This window comes from Streptomyces sp. NPDC003720 (genome assembly GCF_042875075.1).
Classification (GTDB): domain Bacteria; phylum Actinomycetota; class Actinomycetes; order Streptomycetales; family Streptomycetaceae; genus Streptomyces.
This window is the reverse complement of sequence record NZ_JBIANZ010000009.1, coordinates 30,834-56,502: the sequence shown is the minus strand read 5'-3', so window position 1 is coordinate 56,502 and position 25,669 is coordinate 30,834. Positions and strand designations below refer to the sequence as shown.

Here is a 25,669-nt window from a genome sequence, read left to right as displayed (position 1 = left end):
GCCTCCGTGCCCGCGCGGCCCGGTAGGGCGCGGGCGGTCAGTGGCCCTGCTGCTCGTCGCGGCGGCGCTGCCAGCGCTGTTCGATCCGGTCCATCATGGAGCGCTTCTGCCGAACCTGGCGGCGGGGGGCGGCCGCGGGCTGCTCGCCCGGCTTGGGCGCCTTGCGCCAGCCGGTGACGGCGAGCACGGCGCAGCCGAGCATCACCAGGAAGCCCACCACGCTGACCCAGATCTGCTGCGCGACCATTCCGGCCATGAGGAGCGCGATACCCACGAGGAAGCCCACGACCGCCTGGTAGACCCGCCGCCGGGTGTACGTCCGCAGCCCACTTCCCTCAAGCGCCGACGCGAACTTGGGATCTTCGGCGTACAGCGCTCGCTCCATCTGCTCGAGCATGCGCTGCTCGTGCTCCGAGAGCGGCACGGAGTCCTCCTCATCGTGCAGTCGCCGGGGCGACCCGGGGGGTCCCTTCAGGATAGGCAGGGAATCGCCCCCGTGAAACCCGCCCCTCTGCGCCAATTGGCCAACCGGAATCCATCCTGGCCGTCCCGGCTCGCTGAGGCTTCCATTCCCCGGCGGCCGACCCGTCATGCCGGACGGCGTACCTCGATCATACGGCGCAAACCGCTCGATCGGGTGTCTTGTGGCGTACTCCATCCGCCGCCGAGCCCCTGATCAGCGGCTCGTCACAGGGAGCACTCAGGCCTCGGCGGCCGCCCGCGTCTCGCCGAGCACATGGAGCTGGGTGGCGACCGAGTGGAACGAGGGCAGCTCGGCGGCCGCCGCCTCGAGCTTCAGCAGGGCGTCCATGGCGCCGGGCTCGGTGTCCACCAGGACGCCGGGCACCAGATCGGCGAAGACCCGTACGCCGTGCACGGCGCCGACCCGCAGGCCCGCGCCCTCCACCAGCGCGGTGAGCTGCTCGGCGGTGAAGCGGCGCGGCACCGGGTCCCCGGCGCCCCAGCGGCCCTCGGGGTCCTGGAGGGCCTGCTTGGCCTCCTTGAAGTGGCCGGCCAGGGCCCGGGCGAGCACGGCTCCGCCGAGGCCGGCGGCGAGCAGGCTGAGCACACCCTCGGAGCGCAGCGCGGCCACCGCGTTGCGCACGCCCTCGGCCGGGTCGTCCACGTACTCCAGCACCCCGTGGCACAGCACCACGTCGTGGCCGCCGCGCTCGACCACGTCGAACAGGCCGTGGGCGTCGCCCTGGACGCCCCTGACCCGGTCGGCGACACCGGCCTCGGCGGCGCGGCGCTCGAGGGCGAACAGCGCGTTGGGGCTGGGGTCGACGACGGTGACCCGGTGGCCGAGGCCGGCCAGGGGCACGGCGAAGTTGCCGCTGCCGCCCCCGGTGTCGAGGACGTCCAGCGATTCCCGCCCCGTGGCCTTGATCCGGCGGTCGAGGGCGTCCTGGAGTACCTCCCAGACCACTGCGGTACGGAGGGAGGAACGGGGGCGCATCGGGTCCGACACGGCAGTTGACTCCTCGGCGCGGCACCGCCTGTTGCCCGGCGGCGCGAACGGGGTGCCTCCCCGGCCCGGGTGCGGGAGGAGGGAAGGCTTCAGGCGCCTCCACCCTATTGCCTCCGCCGCCGTACCCGGTCATCGCGGTGGGGTGGGCCGTGTCCGTCTCGCAGGGCGGACGGCCGAGGTCAGCCCGCGTCCGGGAGGTCGTCGCGGGCGGGTGGGCCCGGCGGCTCCCCGGCGTCCTGGCGGGGCCGGGGCAGGACGGGCTGGAGCACCAGCATCCGCTCGACGATGCGGAGGAACATCGCCACGTCGCGTATCAGGTCGTCGGCGTCCCGCCGGCCGGCGGCGCCCTGGATGCCCGCCTCGGCGCGGGCCCGGCGGGCGGCGCCGGAGGCGAAGAGCGCGCTCCACTCGGTCAGTTCGGGGGCTATCTCGGGCAGCACCTCCCAGGCGCTGCGGATGCGGGCCCGGCGGCGCGGGGAGGTCTCGGGACGGCCCCGGGCCGCGAGCACCGCGGCGGCGGTGCGCAGGGCGGCGAGATGGGCGGTCGCGTAACGCTCGTTGGGCGTCTCAAGGCGGCCGGCCTCCTCGAGTCCGGCGGTGGCCTGGGCGAGCAGGTCGAGGACGGCGGGCGGGGCCGTGGCCCGGCGGAGCACGGGGTGCACGTCGCTCGCCGGGCCGGTCAGTGAGGGGGCAGGGCCGGTGGCGCGGCGCCGGCGGGCGGCTGCGGACGGGTTGGCCATGACGAACCTCCTGTCGTCTGGTGACGGCACGGGTGCCGTATGTGCCCATCGTGAGGTATGGCACTGACAATCCGTTCTGACCTGCCGCTTTGCTTCGATCAGGGGTTCGGGAGTAGTTTTGTACTGACCAGTCAGTGCAAAAACAGGACGAGCAAGGGGGAGGCTTGTGGACGGCGCGCATCTCATCGCCGAGGGCCTCGGGCTCAAGGGACCCCGGGGGTGGGTCTTCCGGGACGTCACGCTCGACGCGGAGCCCGGCTCACTGATCGCGATCGAGGGACCGTCCGGCTCCGGCCGCACGTGTCTGCTGCTCGCGCTCACCGGACGGATGAAGCCCACCGAGGGAGTGGCCGCGGTGGCCGGCTTCAAACTCCCCCGGCACATGGCCGCCGTGCGCCGGGTCGGCGCCGTGGCCAACGTCGCCGGTGTCACCGATCTGGAACCGGCCCTGACCGTCGGGGAGCACCTGCGCGAACGGGCCCTGCTGCAGCACCGGTTCGGCGACTCGCTGCGGGACGTGCTGCGGCCCCGCCGGGACCGCGCCCACGAGGCCCGGCTGCGCGTCGACGCGGCCCTGGCCGCCGCCGGACTCGATCCGGAGACGCTTCCCAAGGGGTCCAGGACCGCCGTGCGGGACCTGGAGCGGCCGGCGGAACTGCGGCTGTCCATCGCGCTCGCCCTCCTCGGCCGGCCGCGGCTGCTCGGGGTGGACGACATCGACATGAAGCTCTCCGACGCCGAACGCGAGGGCATTTGGGACCTGCTGCGGTCCCTCACGCGCGCGGGCACGACGGTGGTGGCCGTGTGCCGCACGGCCCCCGCGGACTGCCTCACCGTCTCCACCGCGGCGGCGGGGATGAGCGACGGCGCCGACGGGCCCGAGCCGGCCAGCGACGGCGCCCCGGCGACCGACGACGCCACCCCTGAAGCCACCCCGGACACCGCGGACACCGCGGACACTGCGGACGACGACGACCGGAAGGAGGAGGCGGATGCGCACCCCCAGGCTGGCCGCGCTTGAGCTGAGGCGCTTCGGACGGGGGAAGCTGCCGCGCGCCGCCCTGGTCGCGCTGCTCGTGCTGCCCCTGCTGTACGGCGCCCTGTACCTGTGGTCCTTCTGGGACCCCTACGGCCGTCTGGACCGTATCCCGGTCGCCCTGGTGAACGACGACAAGGGCGCCACGGCGGGCGGGAAGAAGGTCACCGCCGGCGACGACATCGTGGCCGGCCTGCGCGACAGCCGCACCTTCGAGTGGCACGAGGTGAGCGACGCCGAGGCCCGCAAGGGCGTCGAGGACGGCACCTACTACCTGTCGCTGACCATGCCCGCCGACTTCAGCGGCCGCATCGCGTCCAGCTCCGGAGACTCCCCCGAGACGAGCGCGCTCCGGGTGCGCACCAACGACGCGAACAACTACATCGTCGGCCAGATCTCCCGGACCGTCTTCAACGAGGTCCGGTCGGCCGCCTCCAGCAAGGCGTCCCGGACCTTCCTGGACCGGATCTTCATCTCCTTCTCCGACATCCACGGCAAGACCGTGACCGCCGCCAAGGGCGCCGACCGCCTCAAGGGGGGCATCGGCAAGGCGGAGAAGGGCTCCAAGGACCTCGCGGCCGGCCTGAAGGACGCCAAGAGCGGCAGCGGCAAGCTGGCCAAGGGGCTCAAGAAGCTCGACACCGGCGCGGGCAGGGTGGAGGACGGCTCCCGGCGGGTCGCGGACGGCACCCAGACCCTCGCGGACAACGTCAACGGCGTCTACAAGCAGGCCGGTCCGTTCCTCAAGGACAACGAGAAGACCATCGGGGACACCGCCCGGCTGGTCGCCGACTCGGCCAGGACCGTCCGGCGCAACCTCGGGGTCATGGTGAAGCTGGCGCCCGGCGCCGCAAGGACCGCCCACGCCTCCTCGGCCGCGCTGGACGAGGTCTACCGCACCCGCTGCGAGAAGGCGGTGATCGACGACCCGGCCTGCCCGGACCTGAAGAAGGCCAAGCAGGCGGCGGCCGACGTGGCCACCGTGGCCGACGACCTCAACACGCTGATCGCCGACCAGGACGGCTCCCTGAAGACCATGCGGGCCAACCTCGCCACGCTCCAGAAGCAGGCCGAGGCGCTCGCCGCGCGCGCCCCGCATCTCTACGAGGACGTCGACGACGCCGTCAAGAGGATCAACGCGCTGAACGACGGCGCGGCCCAGGTCGCCGCCGGCGCCAAGAAGCTGCACGCCGGGATCGGCACCGCCGGCACCGGCGCGGACAAGCTCGACAAGGGCATCGGAACCGCGGCGTCCGGCGCGCAGACCCTCAGCGGCGGCATGTACAAGCTGGTCGACGGCTCCGGCAGGCTGGCCGGCGGGCTGCACGACGGCGCGAAGAAGATCCCCGACTACGACAAGCAGGACCGCGACCGGCGCACCGGCGTGATGGCCGACCCGGTCCAGCTCGCCTCCCACGACCTGCACAAGGCGCCCAACTACGGCACCGGCTTCGCCCCGTACTTCATACCGCTGTCCCTGTGGGTCGGCGCGATGGTGGCGTACATGCTGATCCCGCCGCTCAACCGGCGTGCGCTCGCGGCCGGTTCGCCGGCCTGGAGGATCGCGCTGGCCGGCTGGCTGCCCGTGGCCGCGGTGGGTGTGCTGCAGACGGCCGCGCTGATGGCCGTGCTGCACTGGGCGGTCGGGCTGCAGATGACGCGGGCGGCGGGCACGGTCGGGTTCCTGTTCCTGGTGGCGGCGTGCTTCGCGGCGATCGTGCAGTGGCTCAACGCCCGCTTCGGCGCGGCGGGCCGGATCCTGGTGCTGGCGCTGCTGATGCTCCAGCTCACCTCGGCGGGCGGCACCTACCCGGTGCAGACCAGCCCGGGCTTCTTCAACGCCATCCACCCGTTCCTGCCGATGAGCTACATCGTGGAGGCCCTGCGCCGGCTGATCACGGGCGGCGGGCTCGGCCCGGTCTGGCAGGCGTGCGGCGTGCTGGCCGCCTTCACGACGGGCGCGCTCGCGCTGACCGCCCTGGCGGCCCGGCGCCGCCAGGTGTGGACGCTGGACCGGCTGCACCCGGAGCTGAGCCTGTGATCCCCGGGACGTCCCCGCACGCGCGCGTACCTGTGACAATCGGGGCCATGGAAAGCAGCAGCGCCACCTCCGGCGGCAGCACGCGCCGCGAGGCCACCCGGCAGAAGCTCTACGAGGCCGCCGTCACGCTCATCGCCGAGCAGGGCTTCTCCGCCACCACCGTGGACGAGATCGCCGAGCGGGCCGGGGTCGCGAAGGGCACGGTCTACTACAACTTCGCGAGCAAGTCGGTCCTCTTCGAGGAGCTGCTGCGGCACGGCGTGAGCCTGCTCACCGCCTCCCTCAGGGAGGCGGCCGAGCGGACCGCCGCGGAGGGCCGCGGCAAGGTGGACGCCCTGGACGCGATGGTCCGCGCGGGCCTGGTCTTCATCGACCGCTATCCGGCGTTCACCCAGCTCTACGTGGCCGAGCTGTGGCGCACCAACCGCGCCTGGCAGTCCACGCTGATGGTGGTCCGGCAGGAGGCCGTCGCCGTCGTGGAGGGGGTGCTGCGCGAGGGTGTGGCGGCCGGGGAGTTCAGCGACGAGATCGACGTCCAGCTCACGGCGGCCGCCCTGGTCGGCATGGTGCTGGTGGCCGCCCTCGACTGGAAGTCGTTCCAGCCGGAGCGCTCGCTCGACGACGTCCACGCGGCCCTGTCCCGGCTGCTCCAGGGACGGGTGAGCGGCAAGGGCTGACGCCCGCGCGGAGCACCCGGAAGGCGCCGGGTGCCGAAGGCGCCGGGAACACGGAGAAGGCGCCGGTCCCTTGCCGGACCGGCGCCTTCCCACTCCCCCGTACTGCCCGTACTCCCCCCGGGCTCCCCCGTACGGTTCTCCCCCGACTTTCCCCCGTGGCGGTCCGCCGCGGGTCCCCCGTGCCTCGCTTCCGCCGACGGCGTCGGCGGAAGGAGCGGCCGGGGCGCGGGCGCCGTTCCGCCGCCCCGTGCCGGCGGTACCGGTCCGCGCCCCCTGCCGTGGCTCCACTCTCCCGTGCCCTGCGACCGCGGCCCATCCGTGCGCGTACTCATCTGGCCGTCTGAGTACGGATACTCACCGCCGCGCGCGCGTGCCCGGGACGCCGGCCCGGCGGGTGGCTACGATCCCTTGCGTGTCCGTACTCCCTCTGGTCTTCACCAGCGGCTGGGCCAGCGGCATCAACGCCTACGCGGTGGTGCTGCTGCTCGGCCTGTTCGGCAGGACGGGGGTGAGCGACGACGTCCCGCAGGCGTTGCAGCGGCCCGAGGTGATGATCGTGGCGGGCGTGCTGTTCCTGTGCGAGGCGGTCGCCGACAAGATCCCGTACGTGGACTCGGCGTGGGACACCGCGCACACCGTCGTACGGCCGCTCGCGGGCGCCTGGATCGGGGCGCTGCTGGCCGGGCAGAGCGGTTCGCTGCCGGAGGTCGCGGCCGGGCTGCTCGGCGGTTCGACGGCGCTGGCCAGCCACGGTGTGAAGGCAGGCACCCGGATGGCGGTCAACACCTCGCCGGAGCCGTTCAGCAACTTCGTGCTGAGCACCGCCGAGGACCTGGGGGTCGCCGGCATCGTGTCGTTCGCGATGTTCCATCCCGAGGCGGCCGCGATCATCGCGGCGGTGCTGCTGGCCGCGGGGCTGGTCGTGCTGTGGTTCCTGGTGTCCCGGATCCGGCGCTTCCTGCGGCGCCGGGCGCAGCGGCGGGAGGAGCGGCGGATGGCCTCCCGGGTGCCGGGACCGCCGGGCTGATCCGCTCCGGGCGGCCCGTCGGCCGGGCTGCCGGCGCCGGTGGATAAAGTCGCGGTCATGGCACGGATTGCGGTGATCGGCGCCGGGATGGGCGCGATGGCGGCCGCTGCCCGGCTGGCCGTCGCGGGCCACCGGGTGGCGGTGTACGAGCGGGACGGGACGTACGGCGGGGCGGTGCGCCGCTTCGAGCGGGACGGGTTCGCCTTCGACACCGGGCCGGGGCTGCTGCCGCTGCCCGCCGTGTACCGGGACCTGTTCGTCAAGACGGGCAAGGAGGCGCTGGAGGACGTCGTCGAGCTGGTCCAGGTCGACCCCTCCGCGCGGCACGTCTTCGCGGACGGCACCGAGGTGGCCCTGCCGAACGCCTCCCGCGCGGGTGTGGTCGCCGCCCTGGACGAGGCACTGGGCGCGGGCGCCGGGCAGCGCTGGGGCGACTTCCTGGTGCGGGCCCGCGAGGCCTGGGACCGTACCCGGCGGCCGCTGCTGGAGGAGCCGCTGTGGCCGAACTGGCAGGTGCTGGCCGAGCGCGACCCCTATCCGTCGGTGCCGCACAAGCGGCTGCTGCGCACCCGCCGGGCGGGCACCCCGGCCGAGATCGGCGCCTGGGAGCTGCGCGACGAGCGGCTGGCGGCCCTCCTGGAGAGCCAGGTGCTCGCTTACGGCCTCGATCCGCGGACCGTTCCGGCGAGCGCGGCCGTACTGCCGTACATGGACCACGCCTTCGGCACCTGGTACGTGCGCGGGGGCATGCGGGAGCTGGCTCGCGCGGTGTACGAGCGGTGCCTGCGGCGGCGGGTCGAGTTCGGCTTCGGCGTCGAGGTGACCCGGATCCTGGAGAAGGACGGCCGGGCGGCGGGGGTGGAGTTCGCCGACGGTTCGACGGCCGGGGCGGACCACGTGGTGGCGGGTGTGGACCCGGCGCGGCTGCGGGCCCTGACGGAGCGTCCGCTGGACGCGGACGGGGACGTGCGGGCCGGTGACCCGGTCCTGCCCCGGCCCGGGCGGTTCACGGCCCTGCTGGCCCTGCGGGGCGGGCGCGAGCCGGGGGCCGTCCACCGCACGGTGGTCCACGCGCCGGACGCCCAGGCCGAGCTGGACTTCCTGGCGTCGCCCGGGGGCGACCGGCCGGTGTGCCCCACGGTGACCGTCATGCGTCCGGACGACCCCGCGCTGGCCCCGGACGGCGCGCACGAGTCCGTGGTGGTGTCCGCCGTGGTGTCGGCCGAGGCCGCCTGGGAGGACGACGGCACCGTCCGGTGCTACACGGACTTCCTGCTCGGAGCCGCCGAGCGTGCGGTGCCGGGGCTGCGGGAGCGCCTGCTGTGGCACGAGGTGCGCACACCCGTGCACACCGAGGGGGAGACGGGCGCCCGGTCCGGGGCCGTGCCCGCTCCCGCCCTCGCCGCGGGCCGGGGCCGCTACCTGTACCCGGGGAACACCACGCGTCTGCCGGGGCTGTACCGGGTGGGCGGCTGGTCCCATCCCGGCGGCGGGCTGCCGCACGCCGGCATGTCGGGGGCGCTGGTGGCCGGTCTGATCGTGGAGGGGCCCGGGTTCCGCGGCTCCCAGTGAGGCGGGAGCCGGGAGCCGGGCGTCAGAAGCGGTACTGCTCGTCGTACCCGGCTCCGGGCTGCTGCTGCCCGTTGCCCTGGTACGGGTACGGCTGCTCCTGCGGGAGTTCGCCGCCGTAGGACTCGTCGCTGCGCTGCTGCGGGACCCAGACCCCGCCGGCCGGGGTCTCGCCGTAGCCGCCGGTGGCGTACTGGTCCTGGGCGTAGCCCTGCTGGCCGTACTGCTGCTGGCCGTAGCCGGCGTCGTAGGCGGTGCCGCCGTAGCCCTGGCTGCCGACGTACGGGTCGGAGTAGTTGGCGTAGCCCTGCTGGCCGCCGGCGTCGTAACCGTAGTTCTGCTGGCCGTAGCCCGAGTAGTCGTAGGCGTAGTTCTGGTCGGCGCCCTGGGGCTGCTGGGCGGCGGCCGCGTAGGCGTTCTCGCCGTAGACGCCGTAGGAGCCGGTGTCGTCCGGGAGCGGCTGGGGCTCGTAGACGGTGGTGGTCTCGGCGGCGGACGGCTCGGCGGAACGGGCCGGGGTGAAGACGTCGTCGTGGTCGTAGTCGTCGCTCTGGGCGAGCCGCTCCTGTGCGTAGCCGGCGTCGTCGTGGCCCTCGGCCGCCTCCGGGTCGGAGACCTCGAGGGTCAAGTCCTGGCGCTCCGCCCTGCCGCGACGGCGCTTGCTGCCGCCGTTCACCGCCTCGTCCTCCGGACGCTTGACCGCCCAGCCGGCGGCGAAGCCGCGGCGGAAGGACAGCGTGACGTAGGTCTGGCCGAGCGCGAAGGCGATCGCGCCCGCGCCGATGACGACGACCGATGGCATCAGCACCCCGACGACGACGCCGAGGAAGCCGGCGAAGGCGAGCAGCCGCCAGCGCAGCCGCGCCTTGTACTGCAGCAGCACCTCACCGAGCAACCACAGTGCGACGACGCCGAACGCGATGTAGAGGACCGTCCAGCCCATGTACGCCCCTCTCCCAGTGGCCGCTACGCAGTGTGTCGTATCGCGGTGCGGCCGGTCTAGGCCTGCGGGGGGTGGTGCAGGCCCAGGTTCTCGTAGATTTCCAGGGTCGCCGTGGAGTTGTTGAGCGTGATGAAGTGCAGTCCGGGCACTCCCTCGGCCAGCAGCCGTGCGCAGAACTCCGTGGCGAAGTCGATACCGATGGAGCGTACCGCCGCCGGATCGTCCTTCGCTGTGAGGATCCGCTCTTTCAGGGCGTCCGGGAACAGGGCGGTGCTGAGCTTGGGCACCCGCTCCAGCATCCGCACGCTGGTGACCGGCAGGATCTCGGGGATCACGGGCGTCTCGCAGCCCGCGGCCCCGACCCGGTCGCGCAGCCGCAGATACGACTCCGGCTGGAAGAACATCTGTGTGATGGCATAGTCGGCGCCCGCGCGGCACTTGTCGACGAAGTGCCGGACGTCGGTGTCCCAGTCGGCGGAGCGCGGATGCATCTCGGGGAACGCGGCGACGCCCACGCAGAAGTCGCCCGACTCCTTGATGAGTTGCACGAGTTCGGCCGCGTACTCCAGGCCCTGGGGGTGCGGGACCCACTCGCCCATCGGGTCGCCGGGCGGGTCGCCGCGCACGGCGAGCATGTTGCGGATGCCGGCGTCCGCGTACTGGCCGATGATGTTGCGCAGTTCGGCGACGGAGTGGTCGACCGCGGTGAGGTGGGCGACCGGTGTGAGCGTCGTGTCGACGACGATCTGCTGGGTCTCCCGGACCGTGGTCGTGCGGGTGGTGCCGCCGGCGCCGTAGGTGACGGACACGAAGTCCGGCGCCACCGCCTCGACCCTGCGCAGCGCGTTCCACAGGTTCCGCTCGCCCTGGGGCGTCTTCGGCGCGTAGAACTCGAACGAGTACGTCGTCTTGCCGGTGGCGAGGATGTCGCGCACGGTGCGTGCGCGATCAGTCCTGGTGGATGCGGTTCCGAGGGCCATACCCGCAGGTTAGTCAGGGGTGGGCGGTACCCCAACCGGACGCCGCCCATTTGCCCTTTTTGTCGCTTCCCCGTCCACCCCTCGGACAGAAACCCGGACAGAGGCCCCCGGAGCGCGTCCGTCCGCGGCGCCGCTACCGCTGCCGCAGCCGCTTGGCGAGCCGCGCGGCGGCGTCCCCCGGGTCGTCGGCCTCGGTGATCGCGCGGACCACGACCACCCGGCGGGCGCCCGCGTCCAGCACCTGCTCCAGGTTGCCGTGGTCGATGCCGCCGATGGCGAACCAGGGGCGGTCGGTGCCCAGGGCCGCGGTGTACCGCACCAGGCCGAGGCCCGGGGCGGGCCGGCCGGGCTTGGTCGGGGTGGGCCAGCACGGGCCGGTGCAGAAGTAGTCCACGCCCTGCTGGACGGCGGCCGCCGCGGCCTCGGACTCGGTGTGCGTGGAGCGGCCGATCAGCACGCCGTCGCCGAGGACGGCGCGGGCGGCGGGCACGGGGAGGTCGCCCTGCCCCAGGTGGAGCACGTCGGCGCGGGCGGCGTGGGCGACGTCGGCCCGGTCGTTGACCGCGAGCAGTCTGCCGTGCCGGGCGCAGGCGTCCGCGAGGACCTGGAGGTGCTCCAGCTCCTCGGCGGCCTCCATGCCCTTGTCGCGGAGCTGCACGATGTCGACGCCGCCCGCCAGGACCGCGTCCAGGAACTCGGCGAGGTCGCCCTGCCGCCTGCGGGCGTCCGTGCAGAGGTAGAGGCGGGCGTCGGCGAGTCGGTCGCGAGCGGTGTCGGACATGCGTGGGTCCCCCCGGGTCGGTGTCCTGGGCGTGCGGGTGGCGCCGCGGCCGCGGCCGGTACGCCACCCGCGCGGTGCGGGTCGGTTCAGACGGCGAGCGCCTGGGCGCGCCGCTTCACCTCCGTGCCGCGATTCTCGCTCAGGGCCTGCGCGGGCGTGCCGGGCAGGGTCGGGTCGGGGGTGAAGAGCCACTCGATCATTTCTTCGTCCGTGAAGCCGTCGTCACGCAGCAGCGTCAGGGTCCCGGACAGGCCCTTGACGACCTTGTCCCCGTCGATGAAGGCGGCGGGGACGTGCAGCGCCCGGTTCTCACCTCGGCGTACGGCGATGAGCTGGCCCTCCTTGACCAGCTGCCGCACGCGCGTCACCTCGACATCGAGCTGTTCGGCGATGTCGGGGAGGGTGAGCCAGCCGGGGACGAGTGCATCGATCTTTGCGTCAATCTCGGTCACGGGATCTAGCCTGCCATCCGCCACCGACAGTCGGAAGCCAGGCCGGTCCGCGCGGGGGCTCCCGCTAGTCGAGGGTGGCGGTCTTCAGGGGCCGCGCCGGGTCGGCCAGGGCCTCGGCGTCCATGCGGCGGCCGGCCTCGATCAGCCGCCGGCCCTGGGCCAGGTCGCGGGGCCGGCCCACGGCCAGCAGGGCCACCAGCCGGTCCTCGCGCAGCCAGCAGACGGACCAGGCCGGTCCCTCCGGCCCGCCGCGCCACACCATGCGGTCGGCGGCGGCGTGGTGGCCCGCGTACTGCACGAACCGGCCGAACTGCTCCGACCAGAAGTACGGCACCGGGTCGTAGACCGCGGGGATATCGCCGAGGATGTTCGCGGCGACCGTGCGCGGCCCCTGGAGGGCGTTGTCCCAGTGGTGGACCAGCAGCCGCGCGCCGTAGCGGGCGGACGGGAAGGAGGCGCAGTCGCCGACGGCGTACACGTCCTCGGCGGAGGCGCGCAGCCGCTCGTCGGCCAGCACCTCGCCGTGCTCGCCCAGCTCGACGCCGGAGCCGGCCAGCCAGCCGGTGGCGGGGCGGGCGCCGATGCCGACCACGACGGCGCCGGCGGGCAGCCGGGTGCCGTCGTCCAGCAGCACCGCGCCGGGCTCCACGCCCGCCACGCGCGCGCCGGTGCGCAGTACGGCTCCGCTGTCGGCGTACCAGGAGGCCATGGGCGCGGCCACCTCGGCGGGCAGCGCACCGGCGAGCGGCCGGTCGGCGGCCTCCACGACGGTCACGGCGCAGCCGGCCTCGCGGGCGGCGGTGGCGAACTCGGCGCCGATCCAGCCGGCGCCGACGACCACGATGTCGTGCTGCCGGGCCAGCACCGGCCGCAGCCGCTCGGCGTCGTCCAGGGTGCGCAGCAGGTGCACGCCGGGCACGCCCTCGGTGCCGGGCAGCGTGACCGGTTCGGCGCCGGTGGCGAGGACCAGGACGTCGTACGGCACGGGCCCGGCCTCGGTGTCCAGTTCGTGGTCGGCGGGGCGCACGCCCAGCACCTCGCAGCCGAGCCTGAGTTCGATGCCGAGGGACTCGAAGTCCACGTCGAAGGCGGAGCCCTCGGCCGTGCCGAGGAGCACGGCCTTGGACAGCGGCGGCCGGTCGTAGGGCTGGTGGGGCTCGGCGCCGATCAGGGTGACGGCGCCCGTGAAGCCCTGTTCCCGCAGGGCCACCGCGGTCTGCACCCCGGCCATGCCCGCGCCGGCGACCACCACGCGCCGTTCCGGCGTGCCCTGCTGTGCTGTCTGCTCGCTCACCCGATCACCTTAGACAACTGACGGAGCGTCAGTCAGCGGGCGTGCTCGGCGACCTGCTCCACCACGCTGGTCCCGGCGCCCTCCTGCGACTCCCACTCCCAGGTCTCCTCCAGCCGCACCCGGCCGTCCGGCAGTTCGACGACCGTCGACTCGCAGTGCCCCGAGGAGGTGGTCCCGTCCTGCTTGAGCTGGACGTACCGGAAGTCCAGCCGGTCGCCCTCCCGGGTGCCGACCAGGTGGCCGCGCACCACGTCGCCGCCCGCGTACTCGGCCCATATCTCGCCGTTCTCCTCGTGGTAGGCGAAGCGGGTGCGCGTACCCACTTGGCCCGGAGCCTGGTCCGCGACGGGGGCGAGGACGAGTCCGTCGAGCGAGGGGGCCATGGGGCGGGGCTCCTTACGGGGTCGGGGGGCCGAAGGCTAGGGTGGCCACCGTACAAGCACTCGCGGGAGCCCGGACGCACCGGGCTGAGAGGGAGGCTGGCGGCCTCCGACCGTACGAACCTGATCCGGGTCATGCCGGCGAAGGGAGGGGCTGGACGCCCATGCCGTCACGTACGTCCGACGTCCTCGTCATCGGGGGCGGGATCATCGGCCTGGTCACGGCCTGGCGAGCCGCGCAGCGCGGGCTCGCCACGGCCGTGGTGGACCCCGAGCCCGGCGGCGGGGCCGCGCGGGTCGCGGCGGGGATGCTGGCCGCGGTCACCGAACTGCACTACGGCGAGGAGAGACTGCTCGCCCTCAACCTGGAATCGGCCCGCCGCTACCCGGACTTCGCGGCCGAGCTGACCGACTTGACCGGCCATGACCTGGGTTACCGGCGCTGCGGGACGCTCGCGGTGGCGCTCGACTCCGACGACCGCGCCCATCTGCGGGAGCTGCACGCGCTGCAGCGGCGCTCGGGACTGGACTCGGTGTGGCTGTCGGGGCGGGAGTGCCGGCGCCTCGAACCGATGCTCGCGCCCGGGGTGCGGGGCGGACTGCGGGTCGACGGCGACCACCAAATCGATCCCAGACGGCTGGCGTCCGCCCTGGTGGCGGCGTGCGAGCGGGCCGGGGTGGTGTTCCACCGGTGCTGGGCCGAGCGGCTCGACGTCGCCGGGAGCCGGGCCACCGGCGTCACCGCCGCGGACGGCGCCCGGCTGGGCGCGGGACGGGTGGTGCTCGCGGGCGGCAGCCTCAGCGGGCGGCTCGCGGGCGTCCCGCAGGACCTGCTGCCCCCGGTGCGGCCGGTGAAGGGACAGGTGCTGCGGCTGACCGTGCCCCGGCGGTACGCGCCGTTCCTGAGCCGCACCGTGCGGGCCGTGGTGCGCGGCAGCCAGGTCTACCTGGTGCCCCGGGAGAACGGCGAGCTGGTCGTCGGCGCGACCAGCGAGGAGCTGGGCTGGGACACCACGGTGACCGCGGGGGGCGTCTACGAGCTGCTGCGCGACGCCCACGAGCTGGTCCCGGGGATCACCGAGCTGCCCCTCACCGAGACCCGGGCGGGTCTGCGCCCCGGCTCCCCGGACAACGCCCCGCTGCTCGGCCCGTCCGGGCTCGACGGGCTGCTGCTGGCCACCGGGCACTACCGCAACGGTGTGCTGCTCACGCCGGTCACCGGGGACGTCATGGCCGAGCTGCTGGCCGGCGGCGAGCTGCCGGAGGCGGCCCGTCCGTTCACCCCGGAGCGCTTCGGCGCCGCACTCGTGGAGCAGCCCGTATGAACATCCGCGTCTCGGTCAACGGAGAACGCCGGGAGATCGCCCCGGGCACCGCGCTGGACGCGCTGGTGCGGACCCTGACCGCGGCGCCCTCCGGGGTGGCCGCGGCCGTCAACGAGACCGTCGTACCGCGCGCGCGGTGGGCGGCCACCACGCTCCTCGACGGCGACCGTGTCGAGGTCCTGACCGCCGTGCAGGGAGGCTGACCATGACCGACGATCCCTTCGTGGTGGGCGGGGTGCCCCTCGGGTCCCGGCTGATCATGGGCACCGGCGGCGCGCCCAGCCTGGACGTGCTGGAGCGCGCGCTGGTCGCCTCCGGCACGGAGCTGACCACGGTGGCGATGCGGCGGGTCGATCCCGGGGTGCACGGCTCGGTGCTGTCGGTGCTGGAGCGGCTGGGCATCCGGGTGCTGCCGAACACCGCGGGCTGCTTCACCGCCGGGGAGGCCGTGCTGACGGCGCGGCTGGCGCGCGAGGCGCTGGGCACCGACCTGGTGAAGCTGGAGGTCATCGCCGACGAGCGCACCCTGCTGCCGGACCCGGTGGAACTGCTGGAGGCGGCGGAGACGCTGGTCGACGACGGGTTCACGGTGCTGCCGTACACCAACGACGATCCGGTGCTCGCGCGGAAGCTGGAGGACGTGGGCTGTGCGGCGGTGATGCCGCTCGGCTCCCCGATCGGCTCCGGGCTGGGCATCCGCAACCCGCACAACTTCCAGCTCATCGTGGAGCACGCGCGCGTGCCGGTGATCCTGGACGCGGGCGCCGGTACGGCCTCGGACGTCGCGCTGGCGATGGAGCTGGGCTGCGCCGGTGTGATGCTCGCCTCCGCCGTGACCCGCGCCCAGCGGCCCGAGACGATGGCCGCGGCGATGCGGCACGCGGTGGAGGCGGGACGGCTGGCCCGGCTGGCGGGCCGGATCCCGCGCAGGCACTTCGCCGAGGCCTCCTCCCCCGCCCGGGGCCGCGCCGACCTGGACCCCGAGCGGCCCGCGTTCCGGTCCGCGCCCGCCTGACGGGACAGTCACAGGTCTGCTGCAGTACGTCACCGGAACGGCGCAGCGCGCGGCGGTGTCGGCCGGTCCTCGTACACTCGCCTGCGTGGATACGACCCTTCAGGACCCGCTCGTCGGGCAGGTGCTCGACGGACGCTATCGCGTGGAGGCGCGGATCGCGGTCGGCGGGATGGCCACGGTCTACCGGGCCCTGGACACCCGCCTGGACCGCGTGCTCGCGCTCAAGGTGATGCACCCGGCGCTGGCGGCCGACGGGTCGTTCGTCGACCGGTTCATCCGCGAGGCCAAGTCGGTCGCCCGGCTCGCCCACCCCAACGTGGTGCAGGTCTTCGACCAGGGCACCGACGCGTCCTACGTGTACCTGGCGATGGAGTACGTCGCCGGGTGCACGCTGCGGGACGTGCTGCGCGAGCGCGGGGCGCTGCAGCCCCGGGCGGCGCTGGACATCCTGGAGCCGGTACTGGCCGCGCTCGGCGCCGCGCACCGGGCCGGGTTCGTGCACCGGGACATGAAGCCCGAGAACGTGCTGATAGGCGACGACGGGCGGGTCAAGGTCGCCGACTTCGGGCTGGTGCGGTCGGTGGACACGGTGACCAGCACCACGGGCGCGGTCCTCGGCACCGTGTCGTACCTCGCGCCCGAGCAGATGGAGCAGGGCGCCGCCGACCCGCGCGTCGACGTGTACGCCTGCGGTGTCGTGCTCTACGAGATGCTGACCGGCGGCAAGCCGCACTCCGGGGACTCCCCGGCGCAGATCCTGTACAAGCACATCCACGAGGACGTGCCGCCGCCCTCCGCGCTCGTGCCGGGGCTGCCGCCGGAGCTGGACGAGCTGGTCGCCTCGGCGACGGCGCGCGTCCCGGACCTCCGGCCGGACGACGCCGCCGCGCTGCTCGGGCAGGTGCTGCGGGCCCGGGCCGGGCTCAGCGCCGGTCAGCTCGACGCGGTGCCGCCGCAGGCGCTGTCCGCGGAGCACGACAACGCCGGGGACCGTACGAGCGTGATCCCGCGCTCGCTGACCGTGCCCCGGCCGCTGCCCGTCAACGAGGACGAGGGCCCGGCGGACGTCCGGCACACCAGCCGGCTGCAGAGCCCGCCGGCGCCCGCCCGGCGGGCGCCGCTGCGGCCGGGACGCCGGCTCGCCGCGCTCGTCGCCGCCGTGCTCGTGGTCCTCGGCGTGGGCGCGGGGGTCTGGTACATCAACTCCGGGCAGTTCACCAAGGTGCCGCCGCTGCTGGCCAAGACCGAGGAGCAGGCGACGGCGCGGCTGAAGTCGTCGGGGCTGCACGTCAAGGAGATCAGGCGCGAGTACAGCGACACGGTCGGCAGCGGCACGGTCATCAGCTCCGACCCGACGGCCGGGGCCCGTATCCGGGGCAACGGCTCGGTGACCCTCGTCATCTCCCGGGGCCCGGAGATCGTGAAGGTGCCCGACCTGAACGGGGTGCCGCTGGGCGAGGCCCGCTCGCGCCTGAAGTCGGCCGGACTGGAGCCGGGCATGGTCAGCCGCGCCTTCAGCGACAGCGTGGACCGGGGCTCGGTGATCAGCACCGAGCCGGGGACGGGCGTCAGGCGGCACGCGGGCTCGGCGATCGCGCTCGTCGTCAGCAAGGGCAGCCCGGTCGACGTGCCGGACGTCACCGGTGAGGACCAGGACAGCGCCCGGCAGGACCTCGAGGACGCGGGCCTGAAGGTGCGGATCGCCGCGCAGCAGGTCAACTCCGAGTACGACAAGGGCCAGGTGGCGCGGCAGACCCCGGGCGCCGGCGGCCAGGCCGCCGAGGGCGACACCGTGACGCTGACCCTGTCCAAGGGCCCGGTCATGGTGACGGTGCCGGACGTGGTCGGGTCGAGCGTGGACGACGCCACGCAGCGGCTGGAGGCCGCCGGCTTCGAGGTGGACGAGGACCGGGGCCTGCTCGGGCTGTTCGGCGACACCGTGAAGGAGCAGTCGGTGGACGCGGGCAGGAAGGCGCCCAAGGGATCGACGATCACCATCACCATCCGCTGACCCGGTGAGCGGGGTCACCCGGGACCGCGGTCCGGCGGCGGGGGACGGCGTGACACCCTGAACAGGTGACATCCCAGCCGTGCCGTCCCGCCGCCCCGCTCCTTCCCGGTCCCGCCCGCAACCCGGTCGGCGGCCACGTCCCGGTGGCCGGCGGTCTGCACTCGGTGGGGCTCTCCTACGCCCGCGAACTGAAGGCCGAGGCCGTGCAGGTCTTCGTCGCCAACCCGCGCGGGTGGGCCACGCCGGCCGGGAACCCGCGGCAGGACGAGGCGTTCCGCGAGGCGTGCGCCGCGGAGTCGGTCCCGGCGTACGTGCACGCCCCCTATCTGATCAACTTCGGCTCGCACACCGAGGCGACCGTGGAGCGCTCGGTGGAGTCGCTGCGGCACTCGCTGCGGCGCGCCCGGGAGATCGGGGCGCTCGGCGTGGTGGTGCACACCGGCAGCGCGACCGGCGGGCGGCAGCGCGAGGTGGCGCTGAGGCAGGTGCGCGAGCGGCTGCTGCCGCTGCTGGACGAGCTGACCCACGACGACGACCCGTTCCTGCTGCTGGAGTCGACCGCGGGGCAGGGCGCGTCGCTGTGCTCGCGCACCTGGGACTTCGGGCCGTACTTCGAGGCGCTGGACGCCCACCCGAGGCTCGGCGTCTGCCTGGACACCTGCCACATCTTCGCCGCCGGGCACGACCTGACCGGTCCCGACGGCATGCACCGGACCCTCGATCTGCTGGTCGGCACCGTCGGCGAGGGCCGGCTGAAGCTGATCCACGCCAACGACTCCAAGGACGTGGCCGGGGCGCACAAGGACCGGCACGAGAACATCGGCGCCGGTCACATCGGCGAGGACCCCTTCCGCGCGCTGATGAGCCACCCGGCGACGGAGGGCGTGCCGCTCGTCATCGAGACTCCCGGCGGCCAGGCGGGGCACTCGGCGGACGTGGAGCGGCTGAAGAAGCTCCGGGATTCCTGACCCCCACGGGAATACCCCCTGGGGGTATATGGTTCCGATGAGTGCACGGGAACCGCCCGTCCGGCATTGGGGGACCTCATGGACCACACGGCACACACCGAGCACCAGCACCACGAGCAGCAGCACCAAGAGCGGCAGCAGGGTCAGGCGCACGACCACGGAGCCGGTCACGGCCACGGCTCGGCGAGCTGGGCGATGGCCGCGCAGGCCACTCTGCACTGCCTCACCGGCTGCGCCGTCGGCGAGGTGCTCGGCATGGTCGTCGGCACCGCGGCCGGCTGGGGGAACCTGCCGACCACGCTGCTCGCGATCGTCCTGGCCTTCCTCTTCGGCTACTCGCTCACGATGCGCGGGGTCCTGCGGGCCGGAGTGGACCTGCGGACCGCGATCCGCGTGGCCCTGGCCGCCGACACCCTGTCCATCGCCGTGATGGAGCTGATCGACAACGGGGTGATCCTGGTCTGGCCGGCCGCGATGGACGCCACGCTCGCCGACGCGCTGTTCTGGATCTCGCTGGCCGTCTCCCTGGTGATCGCCTTCGTCGTGACCACCCCGGTCAACAAGTGGACGATCGGCCGGGGCAAGGGGCACGCGGTGGTGCACCAGTACCACCACTGACCCGGCGCGGACGCCAGGATCAGAGCTCGGGGCCCTCCCCGGGCTCTTCCTGGTAGGAGTAGCGCTGTTCCTTCCAGGGGTCGCCGACGTTGTGGTAGCCGCGCTCCTCCCAGAAGCCGCGCCGGTCGGCGGTCATGTACTCCACGCCGCGGACCCACTTGGGGCCCTTCCAGGCGTACAGGTGGGGGACGATCAGGCGGACCGGGAAGCCGTGTTCGGCGGTGAGCAGTTCGCCGTCCTTGTGGGTGGCGAAGATCGTGCGGTCGGAGGCGAAGTCCGCGAGCCGCAGGTTGGAGCTGAACCCGTACTCCGCCCACACCATCACATGGGTGACGTCCGCGGCCGGCGGGGCGAGGTCGAGGACCGCGGCCGCCGGGACGCCGCCCCACTCCGCGCCGGTCATGCTGTACTTCGTCACGCAGTGCAGGTCGGCCACCACGGTGGTGTACGGCAGCGCCGTGAACTGTTCGTGGTCCCAGGTGTGCTTGTCGCCGTCGGCGGTGGCGCCGAAGACCCGGAACTCCCAGCGTTCGGGCCGGAACTTGGGCACCGGACCGTAGTGCGTCACCGGCCAGCCACGCTGCGGCCGCTGCCCCGGCGGAAGCTCGGGCCCTGCCGCTTCTCCAGACGCTCGCTCCACCGGATGACCCATGTATCCATCCTGACAGACCTCGGGCAGTGCCCTTGACCACCCGCTCACACAAGGGATAAATGCCAGCAAGACGCCACTTACGTTATTAGTACGCACTTACTGGACGATCTTCTCGGCCGGTGAAATCATGCGGCGCTAGCACATGGCTCGACCACCCGAAGGAGTCCATCGCGATGCAGGGCGACCCCGAGGTCATCGAACTGCTCAACGAGCAGCTGACCGCCGAGCTGACCGCGATCAACCAGTACTTCCTGCACGCCAAGCTGCAGGACCACAAGGGATGGACGAAGCTCGCCCAGTACACCCGGGCGGAGTCGTTCGACGAGATGCGGCACGCGGAGGTCCTCACCGACCGCATCCTGCTGCTGGACGGCCTGCCGAACTACCAGCGGCTCTTCCATGTGCAGGTCGGGCAGACGGTGGCCGAGATGTTCCGGGCCGACCGGCAGATCGAGGTCGAGGCCATCGACCGGCTGCGCCGCGGCGTCCAGGTCATGCGCGAGAAGGACGACATCACGTCGGCGAACATCTTCGAGGCGATCCTGGCCGACGAGGAGCACCACATCGACTACCTGGACACGCAGCTCGAACTCGTGGACAAGCTGGGCGAGGCGCTCTACCTGTCGACCGTGATCGAGCAGAGCCAACCCGACTCCTCCGGACCGGGCACCGGGGGCTTCTCCACCGGCTGAGCGGCCCACGCGGGCAGAGCCCGGCGGGGTGTCAGGCGGCGTCGTCCAGCCGGCCGAGCGCCGGCGCGCGCCGGTCCAGCAGCTCGCGGCGGGGGCAGGCTCCCCGGCCGAGCAGTGCCTGGATGCGCCGTACGCAGCCGCCGCAGTCCGTGCCCGCCTTGCAGGCGGAGGCTATCTGGCGGGGGGTGCCGGCGCCGTCCTCCGCGTGCTGCTTGACCTGAGCCTCGGTGATGCCGAAGCAGCTGCAGACGTACACGCGGGTTCACCTCCCGACGGGATCGCTGGTGTCATGCCGTCCCGTTTCCCGGTGAGGCAAACCTAACCTTACCCACAGCGTCGGAATGCCGAAAGACGTGGGGCGCGGATCCGGTGTGATCCGCGCCCCAGATCACTCACTGGTCCCGGTACATCTCCGCGACGAGGAACGCCAGGTCGAGGGACTGGCTGCGGTTCAGCCGCGGGTCGCAGGCCGTCTCGTAGCGCTGGTGCAGGTCGTCGACGAAGATCTCGTCGCCGCCGCCCACGCACTCCGTGACGTCGTCGCCGGTCAGCTCCACGTGGATGCCGCCCGGGTGGGTGCCGAGCCCCTTGTGGACCTCGAAGAAGCCCTTGACCTCGTCGAGCACGTCGTCGAAGCGGCGGGTCTTGTGGCCGGAGGCCGCCTCGAAGGTGTTGCCGTGCATCGGGTCGGTCACCCAGGCCACCGTGGCGCCGGACGCCGTGACCTTCTCGACCAGCTCGGGGAGCCGGTCGCGGATCTTGTCGGCGCCCATGCGGACGATGAAGGTCAGCCGGCCCGGCTCCCGCTCGGGGTCGAGGCGGTCGATGTACCGCAGCGCCTCCTCGGCCGTGGTGGTCGGGCCGAGCTTGATGCCGATCGGGTTGCGGATGCGCGAGGCGAACTCGATGTGCGCGCCGTCGAGCTGCCGGGTGCGCTCGCCGATCCACACCATGTGCCCGGAGACGTCGTACAGCTTGCCGGTGCGGGAGTCGACCCGGGTCAGGGCGGACTCGTAGTCCAGCAGCAGCGCCTCGTGCGAGGAGTAGAACTCGACGGTCTTGAACTCCTCCGGGTCGGTGCCGCAGGCCCGCATGAAGTTCAGCGCGCTGTCGATCTCCCGCGCGAGCTGCTCGTAGCGCTGCCCGGACGGGGAGGACTTCACGAAGTCCTGGTTCCAGGCGTGCACCTGGCGCAGGTCGGCGTAGCCGCCGGTGGTGAAGGCGCGCACCAGGTTCAGCGTGGAGGCCGAGGCGTTGTACATCCGCTTCAGCCGCTCAGGGTCCGGGACGCGGGCTTCCTCGGTGAAGTCGAAGCCGTTGACGGAGTCGCCGCGGTAGGTGGGCAGCGTCACGCCGTCGCGGGTCTCGGTCGGCTTGGAGCGCGGCTTGGAGTACTGGCCGGCGATCCGGCCGACCTTCACCACGGGCACACGGGCCGCGTAGGTCAGGACGGCGCCCATCTGGAGCAGCGTCTTCAGCTTGTTGCGGATGTGGTCGGCGGACACCGCGTCGAAGGCCTCGGCGCAGTCGCCGCCCTGGAGGAGGAACGCCTCTCCCTTGGCGACGGCCGCCATCCGGGCGCGCAGCTGGTCGCACTCGCCCGCGAAGACGAGCGGCGGATACGACTCGAGGTCCGCGATCACTGCGCGCAGAGCCTCGGTGTCGGGGTACTCGGGCTGCTGCGCCGCGGGCAGGTCTCGCCAGGTGTTGCCAGCGCTCGCGCTGGTCTTAGCGTTCACGGTCACCCCTCAAACATTACGGGGTCGTGTCGCATGCTCTCGGTCCGGCTCGAAAGGTGAGACGGACGGTTTGCCCCGTGGACGCCGGACCGGTGCGGTAGGGTTCCCGGCATGTTCGCGCTTTCGATCCAGAACTGGTGGTGGACCGCTCATCCGGCGGCCCACTGACTGCGCGTACGCAAGACTTCGCGAAGGCCGCCCGAGGGGCGGCCTTCCGCGTTTCCCGGGGCCGTTCCTCTCCGTCCGACAGACGACCGAGAAGGAGCCCCACCCGTGAACCTGCAGGACCTGTTGTCCGACCACCGCCCCTTCGCCCTGCTGCGCCGGCGCGTCCCGGGCCGGGACGAGCACCCGGTGGAGCTGCTGCTCGGCCCCGTCACCGCCCGGGACAGACTGGCCGACCTGCCCGACGAGGGCCTGGCGCTGGTCCCGTTCCGGCAGATCCGCGAGCGCGGCTTCGACGTCCGGGACGACGGCACACCGCTGCTGGTGCTGACCCCCGAGGAGTCGTACGAGTTCCCGCTCGCCGAGGCCCTGCGGTCGCTGCCCGGCCACGAGGTGCGGGTCGAGGGCGGGGGCTTCGACGTCGGCGACGAGGAGTACGGCGAGATCGTCGGGCGCGTGCTGCGCGAGGAGATCGGCCGGGGCGAGGGCGCCAACTTCGTGATCCGGCGGACGTACGAGGGCGGGATCCCCGGCTTCGGGCGGGCGGACGCGCTGGCCCTGTTCCGGCGGCTGCTGGCGGGCGAGCGGGGCGCGTACTGGACGTTCCTGGTGCACACCCCGGAGCGGACCCTGGTCGGCGCCAGTCCCGAGGTGCACGTGCGGATGTCGGGCGGGACGGTCGTGATGAACCCGATCAGCGGCACGTACCGCTATCCGGCCGGGGGGCCGACGCCCGAGCACCTGCTGGACTTCCTCGCCGACGGCAAGGAGATCGAGGAGCTGTCCATGGTCGTCGACGAGGAACTGAAGATGATGTGCACCGTCGGCGACATGGGCGGGGTGGTCGTCGGGCCGCGTCTGAAGGAGATGGCGCACCTCGCGCACACCGAGTACGAGCTGCGCGGGAAGTCCTCCCTGGACGCGCGGGAGGTGCTGCGGGAGACCATGTTCGCGGCCACGGTCACCGGGTCGCCGGTGCAGAACGCCTGCCGGGTGATCGAGCGGCACGAGACCGGCGGGCGCGGCTACTACGCGGGCGCGCTGGCCCTGCTCGGGCGGGACTCCGGCGGCGCCCAGACGCTGGACTCCCCCATCCTGATCCGCACCGCCGACATCGACGCCGCCGGGCGGCTGCGCGTCGCGGTCGGCGCGACGCTGGTGCGCGGCTCGGACCCGGCGGGCGAGGTGGCGGAGACGCACGCGAAGGCGGCGGGAGTGCTCGCGGCCCTCGGGGTACGGCCGTCCGCGCCGCGCACGGAGGGCGAGCGTCCCCGGCTGGCGGACGACCCCCGGGTGCGGGCCGCGCTGGACGGGCGCCGGGCCTCCCTCGCCCCGTTCTGGCTGCGGATGCAGGAGCGCTCCGGGGCCCTCACGGGGCACGCGCTCGTCGTCGACGGCGAGGACACCTTCACGGCGATGCTGGCGCACGTGCTGCGCTCCGCCGGGCTGGAGGTGACGGTCCGGCGGTACGACGAGCCCGAGCTGCGGCGGACCGTGCTCGCCCACGAGGGCCCGGTGGTGCTGGGCCCGGGCCCGGGCGACCCGGCCGACGCGGCCGACCCGAAGATGCGCGTCCTGCGGGACCTGGCCGCCGCCGTGCTCGGGGAGCACCCGCACGGCGTGCTCGGGGTCTGCCTGGGGCACGAGCTGATCGCGGCGGAGCTGGGGCTCGAGATCGTCCGCAAGGAGGTCCCGTACCAGGGGGCGCAGACCACGATCGACCTGTTCGGGCGGCCGGAGACGGTCGGCTTCTACAACAGCTTCACGGCGCGCTGCGACGACGAGGCCGCCCGGGAGCTCGCCGCGCACCACGTGGAGGTGAGCCGGGCGGCGAACGGGGAGGTGCACGCGCTGCGGGGCCCGGGGTTCGCCGGGGTGCAGTTCCATCCGGAGTCGGTGCTGACCCTCGACGGGGCGGCGGTGGTGCGGGAGCTGATCGGCGGGCTGCGCGGGGTGAGCGCGGCGGGCTGACGGCCGCGGGCGGGGCCCGGGGACCGTGGGCCGGTCCCCGGGCCCGGGCCCGCGGGCCTTGACATGCCGTCAGCCGAAGAACACCCCGGCCTCCTCGTACAGCTTCGGGTCCACGGTCTTCAGCCGGGCCGTGGCCTCGGCGATCGGGACGCGCACGATGTCGGTGCCGCGCAGGGCGACCATCTTGCCGAAGTCGCCGTCGCGCACGCAGTCGACGGCGTGCAGGCCGAAGCGGGTGGCGAGCCAGCGGTCGAAGGCGCTGGGGGTGCCGCCGCGCTGGATGTGCCCGAGCACGGTCGTGCGGGCCTCCTTGCCGGTGCGCTTCTCGATCTCCTTGGCCAGCCACTCGCCGACCCCGGACAGCCGGACGTGCCCGAAGGAGTCCAGCGACTGGTCCTTGAGGACCATCTCGCCGTCCTTGGGCATGGCGCCCTCGGCGACGACGACGATCGGGGCGTACGAGGCCTTGAAGCGGGAGGTGATCCAGGCGCACACCTGGTCGAGGTCGAAGCGCTGCTCGGGGATGAGGATGACGTTGGCGCCGCCGGCCAGTCCGGAGTGCAGGGCGATCCAGCCGGCGTGACGGCCCATCACCTCGCAGACCAGGACCCGCATGTGGGACTCGGCGGTGGTGTGCAGGCGGTCGATGGCCTCGGTGGCGATGCCGACCGCGGTGTCGAAGCCGAAGGTGTAGTCGGTGGCGGACAGGTCGTTGTCGATGGTCTTCGGCACGCCGACGCAGGGCACGCCGTACTCGTCGGAGAGACGGGCGGCGACGCCAAGGGTGTCCTCGCCGCCGATCGCGACGAGCGCGTCGACCTCCTGCTTGGCCAGGTTCTCCTTGATGCGCCGGATGCCGCCCTCCACCTTGAGGGGGTTGGTCCGCGAGGAGCCGAGGACGGTGCCCCCGCGGGGCAGGATGCCGCGCACCGCGGGGATGTCCAGGCGGACCGTGTAGTTCTCCAGCGGCCCCCGCCAGCCGTCCCGGAAGCCGACGAAGTCGTATCCGTACTCCTGCACGCCCTTGCGGACGACGCCCCGGATGACGGCGTTGAGCCCGGGGCAGTCCCCGCCTCCGGTCAGTACTCCCACCCGCATGCCACACGTCCCTTCACCGCGGTT

27 protein-coding genes and 1 riboswitch are annotated in these 25,669 nt (G+C 73.3%); of the genes, 14 read left to right on the top strand and 13 right to left on the bottom strand.

The features are described from left to right. Positions 1-37: 37 nt before the first annotated feature. The 3 genes from ACFYU0_RS24620 to ACFYU0_RS24610 form a co-directional block, all read right to left on the bottom strand. On the bottom strand, positions 38-424 hold the full coding sequence (locus tag ACFYU0_RS24620; protein WP_145875246.1) for a DUF3040 domain-containing protein: 387 nt from the start codon (positions 422-424) through the stop codon (positions 38-40). A gap of 276 nt (positions 425-700) precedes the next feature. Continuing rightward, positions 701-1,471, bottom strand: a complete 771-nt coding sequence (locus ACFYU0_RS24615) for a methyltransferase (RefSeq protein ID WP_351672769.1) — start codon at positions 1,469-1,471, stop codon at positions 701-703. A gap of 179 nt (positions 1,472-1,650) precedes the next feature. Further along, on the bottom strand, positions 1,651-2,211 hold the full coding sequence (locus tag ACFYU0_RS24610; protein ID WP_389304194.1) for an SAV_6107 family HEPN domain-containing protein: 561 nt from the start codon (positions 2,209-2,211) through the stop codon (positions 1,651-1,653). A gap of 166 nt (positions 2,212-2,377) precedes the next feature. On the opposite strand from ACFYU0_RS24610, the gene ACFYU0_RS24605 reads away from it, so the two are divergent. From ACFYU0_RS24605 to ACFYU0_RS24585, 5 genes are all read left to right on the top strand, one after another. Further along, positions 2,378-3,232, top strand: coding sequence for an ATP-binding cassette domain-containing protein (locus ACFYU0_RS24605; RefSeq protein WP_389304192.1), 855 nt, complete (start codon positions 2,378-2,380; stop codon positions 3,230-3,232). Further along, positions 3,204-5,288 carry a YhgE/Pip family protein gene (locus ACFYU0_RS24600; RefSeq protein WP_389304190.1) on the top strand — a complete coding sequence of 695 codons (2,085 nt, stop codon included), beginning with the start codon at positions 3,204-3,206 and terminating at the stop codon, positions 5,286-5,288. The genes ACFYU0_RS24605 and ACFYU0_RS24600 overlap by 29 nt, the downstream gene beginning before the upstream one ends. Before the next feature lie 47 nt (positions 5,289-5,335). Further along, positions 5,336-5,965 carry a TetR/AcrR family transcriptional regulator gene (locus tag ACFYU0_RS24595; RefSeq protein ID WP_351672762.1) on the top strand — a complete coding sequence of 210 codons (630 nt, stop codon included), beginning with the start codon at positions 5,336-5,338 and terminating at the stop codon, positions 5,963-5,965. A gap of 412 nt (positions 5,966-6,377) precedes the next feature. Then, positions 6,378-6,992, top strand: a complete 615-nt coding sequence (locus ACFYU0_RS24590) for a DUF4126 domain-containing protein (protein ID WP_351672760.1) — start codon at positions 6,378-6,380, stop codon at positions 6,990-6,992. A gap of 57 nt (positions 6,993-7,049) precedes the next feature. Beyond that, complete coding sequence (locus tag ACFYU0_RS24585) at positions 7,050-8,564, top strand: phytoene desaturase family protein (RefSeq protein ID WP_389304188.1); 1,515 nt, start codon at positions 7,050-7,052, stop codon at positions 8,562-8,564. A 22-nt stretch (positions 8,565-8,586) separates the two neighbouring features. Here the strand turns inward: ACFYU0_RS24585 and ACFYU0_RS24580 are convergent, their stop codons facing one another. From ACFYU0_RS24580 to ACFYU0_RS24555, 6 genes are all read right to left on the bottom strand, one after another. Further along, positions 8,587-9,504 (bottom strand): hypothetical protein, encoded by a 918-nt coding sequence (locus tag ACFYU0_RS24580; protein ID WP_389304187.1) that lies wholly within the window; start codon positions 9,502-9,504, stop codon positions 8,587-8,589. Between the two features lie 56 nt (positions 9,505-9,560). Further along, positions 9,561-10,484, bottom strand: a complete 924-nt coding sequence (gene metF / locus ACFYU0_RS24575; RefSeq protein WP_351672754.1) for a methylenetetrahydrofolate reductase [NAD(P)H] — start codon at positions 10,482-10,484, stop codon at positions 9,561-9,563. A gap of 133 nt (positions 10,485-10,617) precedes the next feature. Beyond that, positions 10,618-11,265 (bottom strand): thiamine phosphate synthase, encoded by a 648-nt coding sequence (gene thiE, locus ACFYU0_RS24570; RefSeq protein WP_351672752.1) that lies wholly within the window; start codon positions 11,263-11,265, stop codon positions 10,618-10,620. An 86-nt stretch (positions 11,266-11,351) separates the two neighbouring features. Next, on the bottom strand, positions 11,352-11,717 hold the full coding sequence (locus ACFYU0_RS24565; RefSeq protein ID WP_351672750.1) for an Rv2175c family DNA-binding protein: 366 nt from the start codon (positions 11,715-11,717) through the stop codon (positions 11,352-11,354). Between the two features lie 64 nt (positions 11,718-11,781). Next, positions 11,782-13,011 carry an NAD(P)/FAD-dependent oxidoreductase gene (locus tag ACFYU0_RS24560; RefSeq protein ID WP_389304185.1) on the bottom strand — a complete coding sequence of 410 codons (1,230 nt, stop codon included), beginning with the start codon at positions 13,009-13,011 and terminating at the stop codon, positions 11,782-11,784. A 32-nt stretch (positions 13,012-13,043) separates the two neighbouring features. Continuing rightward, positions 13,044-13,394, bottom strand: a complete 351-nt coding sequence (locus ACFYU0_RS24555) for a hypothetical protein (protein ID WP_351672746.1) — start codon at positions 13,392-13,394, stop codon at positions 13,044-13,046. A gap of 52 nt (positions 13,395-13,446) precedes the next feature. After that, positions 13,447-13,558, top strand: a riboswitch (TPP riboswitch). Between ACFYU0_RS24555 and thiO the strand changes: the two genes are divergently transcribed. The 6 genes from thiO (at position 13,556) to ACFYU0_RS24525 (ending at position 19,328) form a co-directional block, all read left to right on the top strand. After that, positions 13,556-14,716: a glycine oxidase ThiO gene (gene thiO / locus ACFYU0_RS24550; protein ID WP_389304183.1), complete on the top strand. Its 1,161-nt coding sequence runs from the start codon at positions 13,556-13,558 to the stop codon at positions 14,714-14,716. (Overlaps the previous riboswitch by 3 nt.) A gap of 2 nt (positions 14,717-14,718) precedes the next feature. Next, positions 14,719-14,919, top strand: coding sequence for a sulfur carrier protein ThiS (gene thiS, locus ACFYU0_RS24545; RefSeq protein WP_389304534.1), 201 nt, complete (start codon positions 14,719-14,721; stop codon positions 14,917-14,919). Between the two features lie 2 nt (positions 14,920-14,921). Continuing rightward, a complete protein-coding gene (locus ACFYU0_RS24540; protein ID WP_351672740.1) occupies positions 14,922-15,731 on the top strand; it encodes a thiazole synthase in 810 nt (269 codons plus the stop codon). A gap of 85 nt (positions 15,732-15,816) precedes the next feature. Then, positions 15,817-17,742 carry a Stk1 family PASTA domain-containing Ser/Thr kinase gene (pknB, locus tag ACFYU0_RS24535; RefSeq protein ID WP_351672738.1) on the top strand — a complete coding sequence of 642 codons (1,926 nt, stop codon included), beginning with the start codon at positions 15,817-15,819 and terminating at the stop codon, positions 17,740-17,742. A gap of 65 nt (positions 17,743-17,807) precedes the next feature. Further along, positions 17,808-18,710 carry a deoxyribonuclease IV gene (locus ACFYU0_RS24530; RefSeq protein WP_389304181.1) on the top strand — a complete coding sequence of 301 codons (903 nt, stop codon included), beginning with the start codon at positions 17,808-17,810 and terminating at the stop codon, positions 18,708-18,710. Positions 18,711-18,788: 78 nt separating this feature from the next. Next, positions 18,789-19,328, top strand: coding sequence for a DUF4396 domain-containing protein (locus ACFYU0_RS24525; protein WP_389304180.1), 540 nt, complete (start codon positions 18,789-18,791; stop codon positions 19,326-19,328). Between the two features lie 19 nt (positions 19,329-19,347). Here the strand turns inward: ACFYU0_RS24525 and ACFYU0_RS24520 are convergent, their stop codons facing one another. Continuing rightward, positions 19,348-19,980, bottom strand: a complete 633-nt coding sequence (locus tag ACFYU0_RS24520) for a sulfite oxidase-like oxidoreductase (RefSeq protein ID WP_351672734.1) — start codon at positions 19,978-19,980, stop codon at positions 19,348-19,350. Positions 19,981-20,153: 173 nt separating this feature from the next. Here ACFYU0_RS24520 and bfr point away from each other — a divergent pair, with 173 nt between their 5' ends. Then, entirely contained in the window at positions 20,154-20,672 is a 519-nt protein-coding gene (bfr, locus tag ACFYU0_RS24515) for a bacterioferritin (protein WP_351672732.1), read from the top strand. A gap of 31 nt (positions 20,673-20,703) precedes the next feature. Here bfr and ACFYU0_RS24510 read toward each other — a convergent pair whose 3' ends face one another. Both ACFYU0_RS24510 and ACFYU0_RS24505 read right to left on the bottom strand, forming a co-directional pair. Next, on the bottom strand, positions 20,704-20,928 hold the full coding sequence (locus ACFYU0_RS24510) for a (2Fe-2S)-binding protein (RefSeq protein WP_351672730.1): 225 nt from the start codon (positions 20,926-20,928) through the stop codon (positions 20,704-20,706). A gap of 136 nt (positions 20,929-21,064) precedes the next feature. After that, positions 21,065-22,417 (bottom strand): class II 3-deoxy-7-phosphoheptulonate synthase, encoded by a 1,353-nt coding sequence (locus ACFYU0_RS24505; RefSeq protein ID WP_351672728.1) that lies wholly within the window; start codon positions 22,415-22,417, stop codon positions 21,065-21,067. Between the two features lie 105 nt (positions 22,418-22,522). Between ACFYU0_RS24505 and ACFYU0_RS24500 the strand changes: the two genes are divergently transcribed. Both ACFYU0_RS24500 and ACFYU0_RS24495 read left to right on the top strand, forming a co-directional pair. Beyond that, on the top strand, positions 22,523-22,579 hold the full coding sequence (locus ACFYU0_RS24500) for a trp operon leader peptide (protein ID WP_115913573.1): 57 nt from the start codon (positions 22,523-22,525) through the stop codon (positions 22,577-22,579). A gap of 105 nt (positions 22,580-22,684) precedes the next feature. Next, positions 22,685-24,547, top strand: a complete 1,863-nt coding sequence (locus ACFYU0_RS24495; protein ID WP_389304177.1) for an anthranilate synthase family protein — start codon at positions 22,685-22,687, stop codon at positions 24,545-24,547. A gap of 69 nt (positions 24,548-24,616) precedes the next feature. Here ACFYU0_RS24495 and ACFYU0_RS24490 read toward each other — a convergent pair whose 3' ends face one another. Beyond that, a complete protein-coding gene (locus ACFYU0_RS24490; protein WP_389304175.1) occupies positions 24,617-25,645 on the bottom strand; it encodes a 6-phosphofructokinase in 1,029 nt (342 codons plus the stop codon). Between the last annotated feature and the right edge of the window lie 24 nt (positions 25,646-25,669).

Bases quoted from the DNA above. Each gene is read 5' to 3' on its own strand.
- ACFYU0_RS24610 (WP_389304194.1), bottom strand. From the start codon at position 2,211: ATGGCCAACCCGTCCGCAGCCGCCCGCCGGCGCCGCGCCACCGGCCCT.
- ACFYU0_RS24600 (WP_389304190.1), top strand. From the start codon at position 3,204: ATGCGCACCCCCAGGCTGGCCGCGCTTGAGCTGAGGCGCTTCGGACGG.
- ACFYU0_RS24595 (WP_351672762.1), top strand. From the start codon at position 5,336: ATGGAAAGCAGCAGCGCCACCTCCGGCGGCAGCACGCGCCGCGAGGCC.
- ACFYU0_RS24585 (WP_389304188.1), top strand. From the start codon at position 7,050: ATGGCACGGATTGCGGTGATCGGCGCCGGGATGGGCGCGATGGCGGCC.
- ACFYU0_RS24580 (WP_389304187.1), bottom strand. From the start codon at position 9,504: ATGGGCTGGACGGTCCTCTACATCGCGTTCGGCGTCGTCGCACTGTGG.
- metF (WP_351672754.1), bottom strand. From the start codon at position 10,484: ATGGCCCTCGGAACCGCATCCACCAGGACTGATCGCGCACGCACCGTG.
- thiE (WP_351672752.1), bottom strand. From the start codon at position 11,265: ATGTCCGACACCGCTCGCGACCGACTCGCCGACGCCCGCCTCTACCTC.
- ACFYU0_RS24555 (WP_351672746.1), bottom strand. From the start codon at position 13,394: ATGGCCCCCTCGCTCGACGGACTCGTCCTCGCCCCCGTCGCGGACCAG.
- thiO (WP_389304183.1), top strand. From the start codon at position 13,556: ATGCCGTCACGTACGTCCGACGTCCTCGTCATCGGGGGCGGGATCATC.
- ACFYU0_RS24540 (WP_351672740.1), top strand. From the start codon at position 14,922: ATGACCGACGATCCCTTCGTGGTGGGCGGGGTGCCCCTCGGGTCCCGG.
- ACFYU0_RS24525 (WP_389304180.1), top strand. From the start codon at position 18,789: ATGGACCACACGGCACACACCGAGCACCAGCACCACGAGCAGCAGCAC.
- ACFYU0_RS24520 (WP_351672734.1), bottom strand. From the start codon at position 19,980: ATGGGTCATCCGGTGGAGCGAGCGTCTGGAGAAGCGGCAGGGCCCGAG.
- bfr (WP_351672732.1), top strand. From the start codon at position 20,154: ATGCAGGGCGACCCCGAGGTCATCGAACTGCTCAACGAGCAGCTGACC.
- ACFYU0_RS24490 (WP_389304175.1), bottom strand. From the start codon at position 25,645: ATGCGGGTGGGAGTACTGACCGGAGGCGGGGACTGCCCCGGGCTCAAC.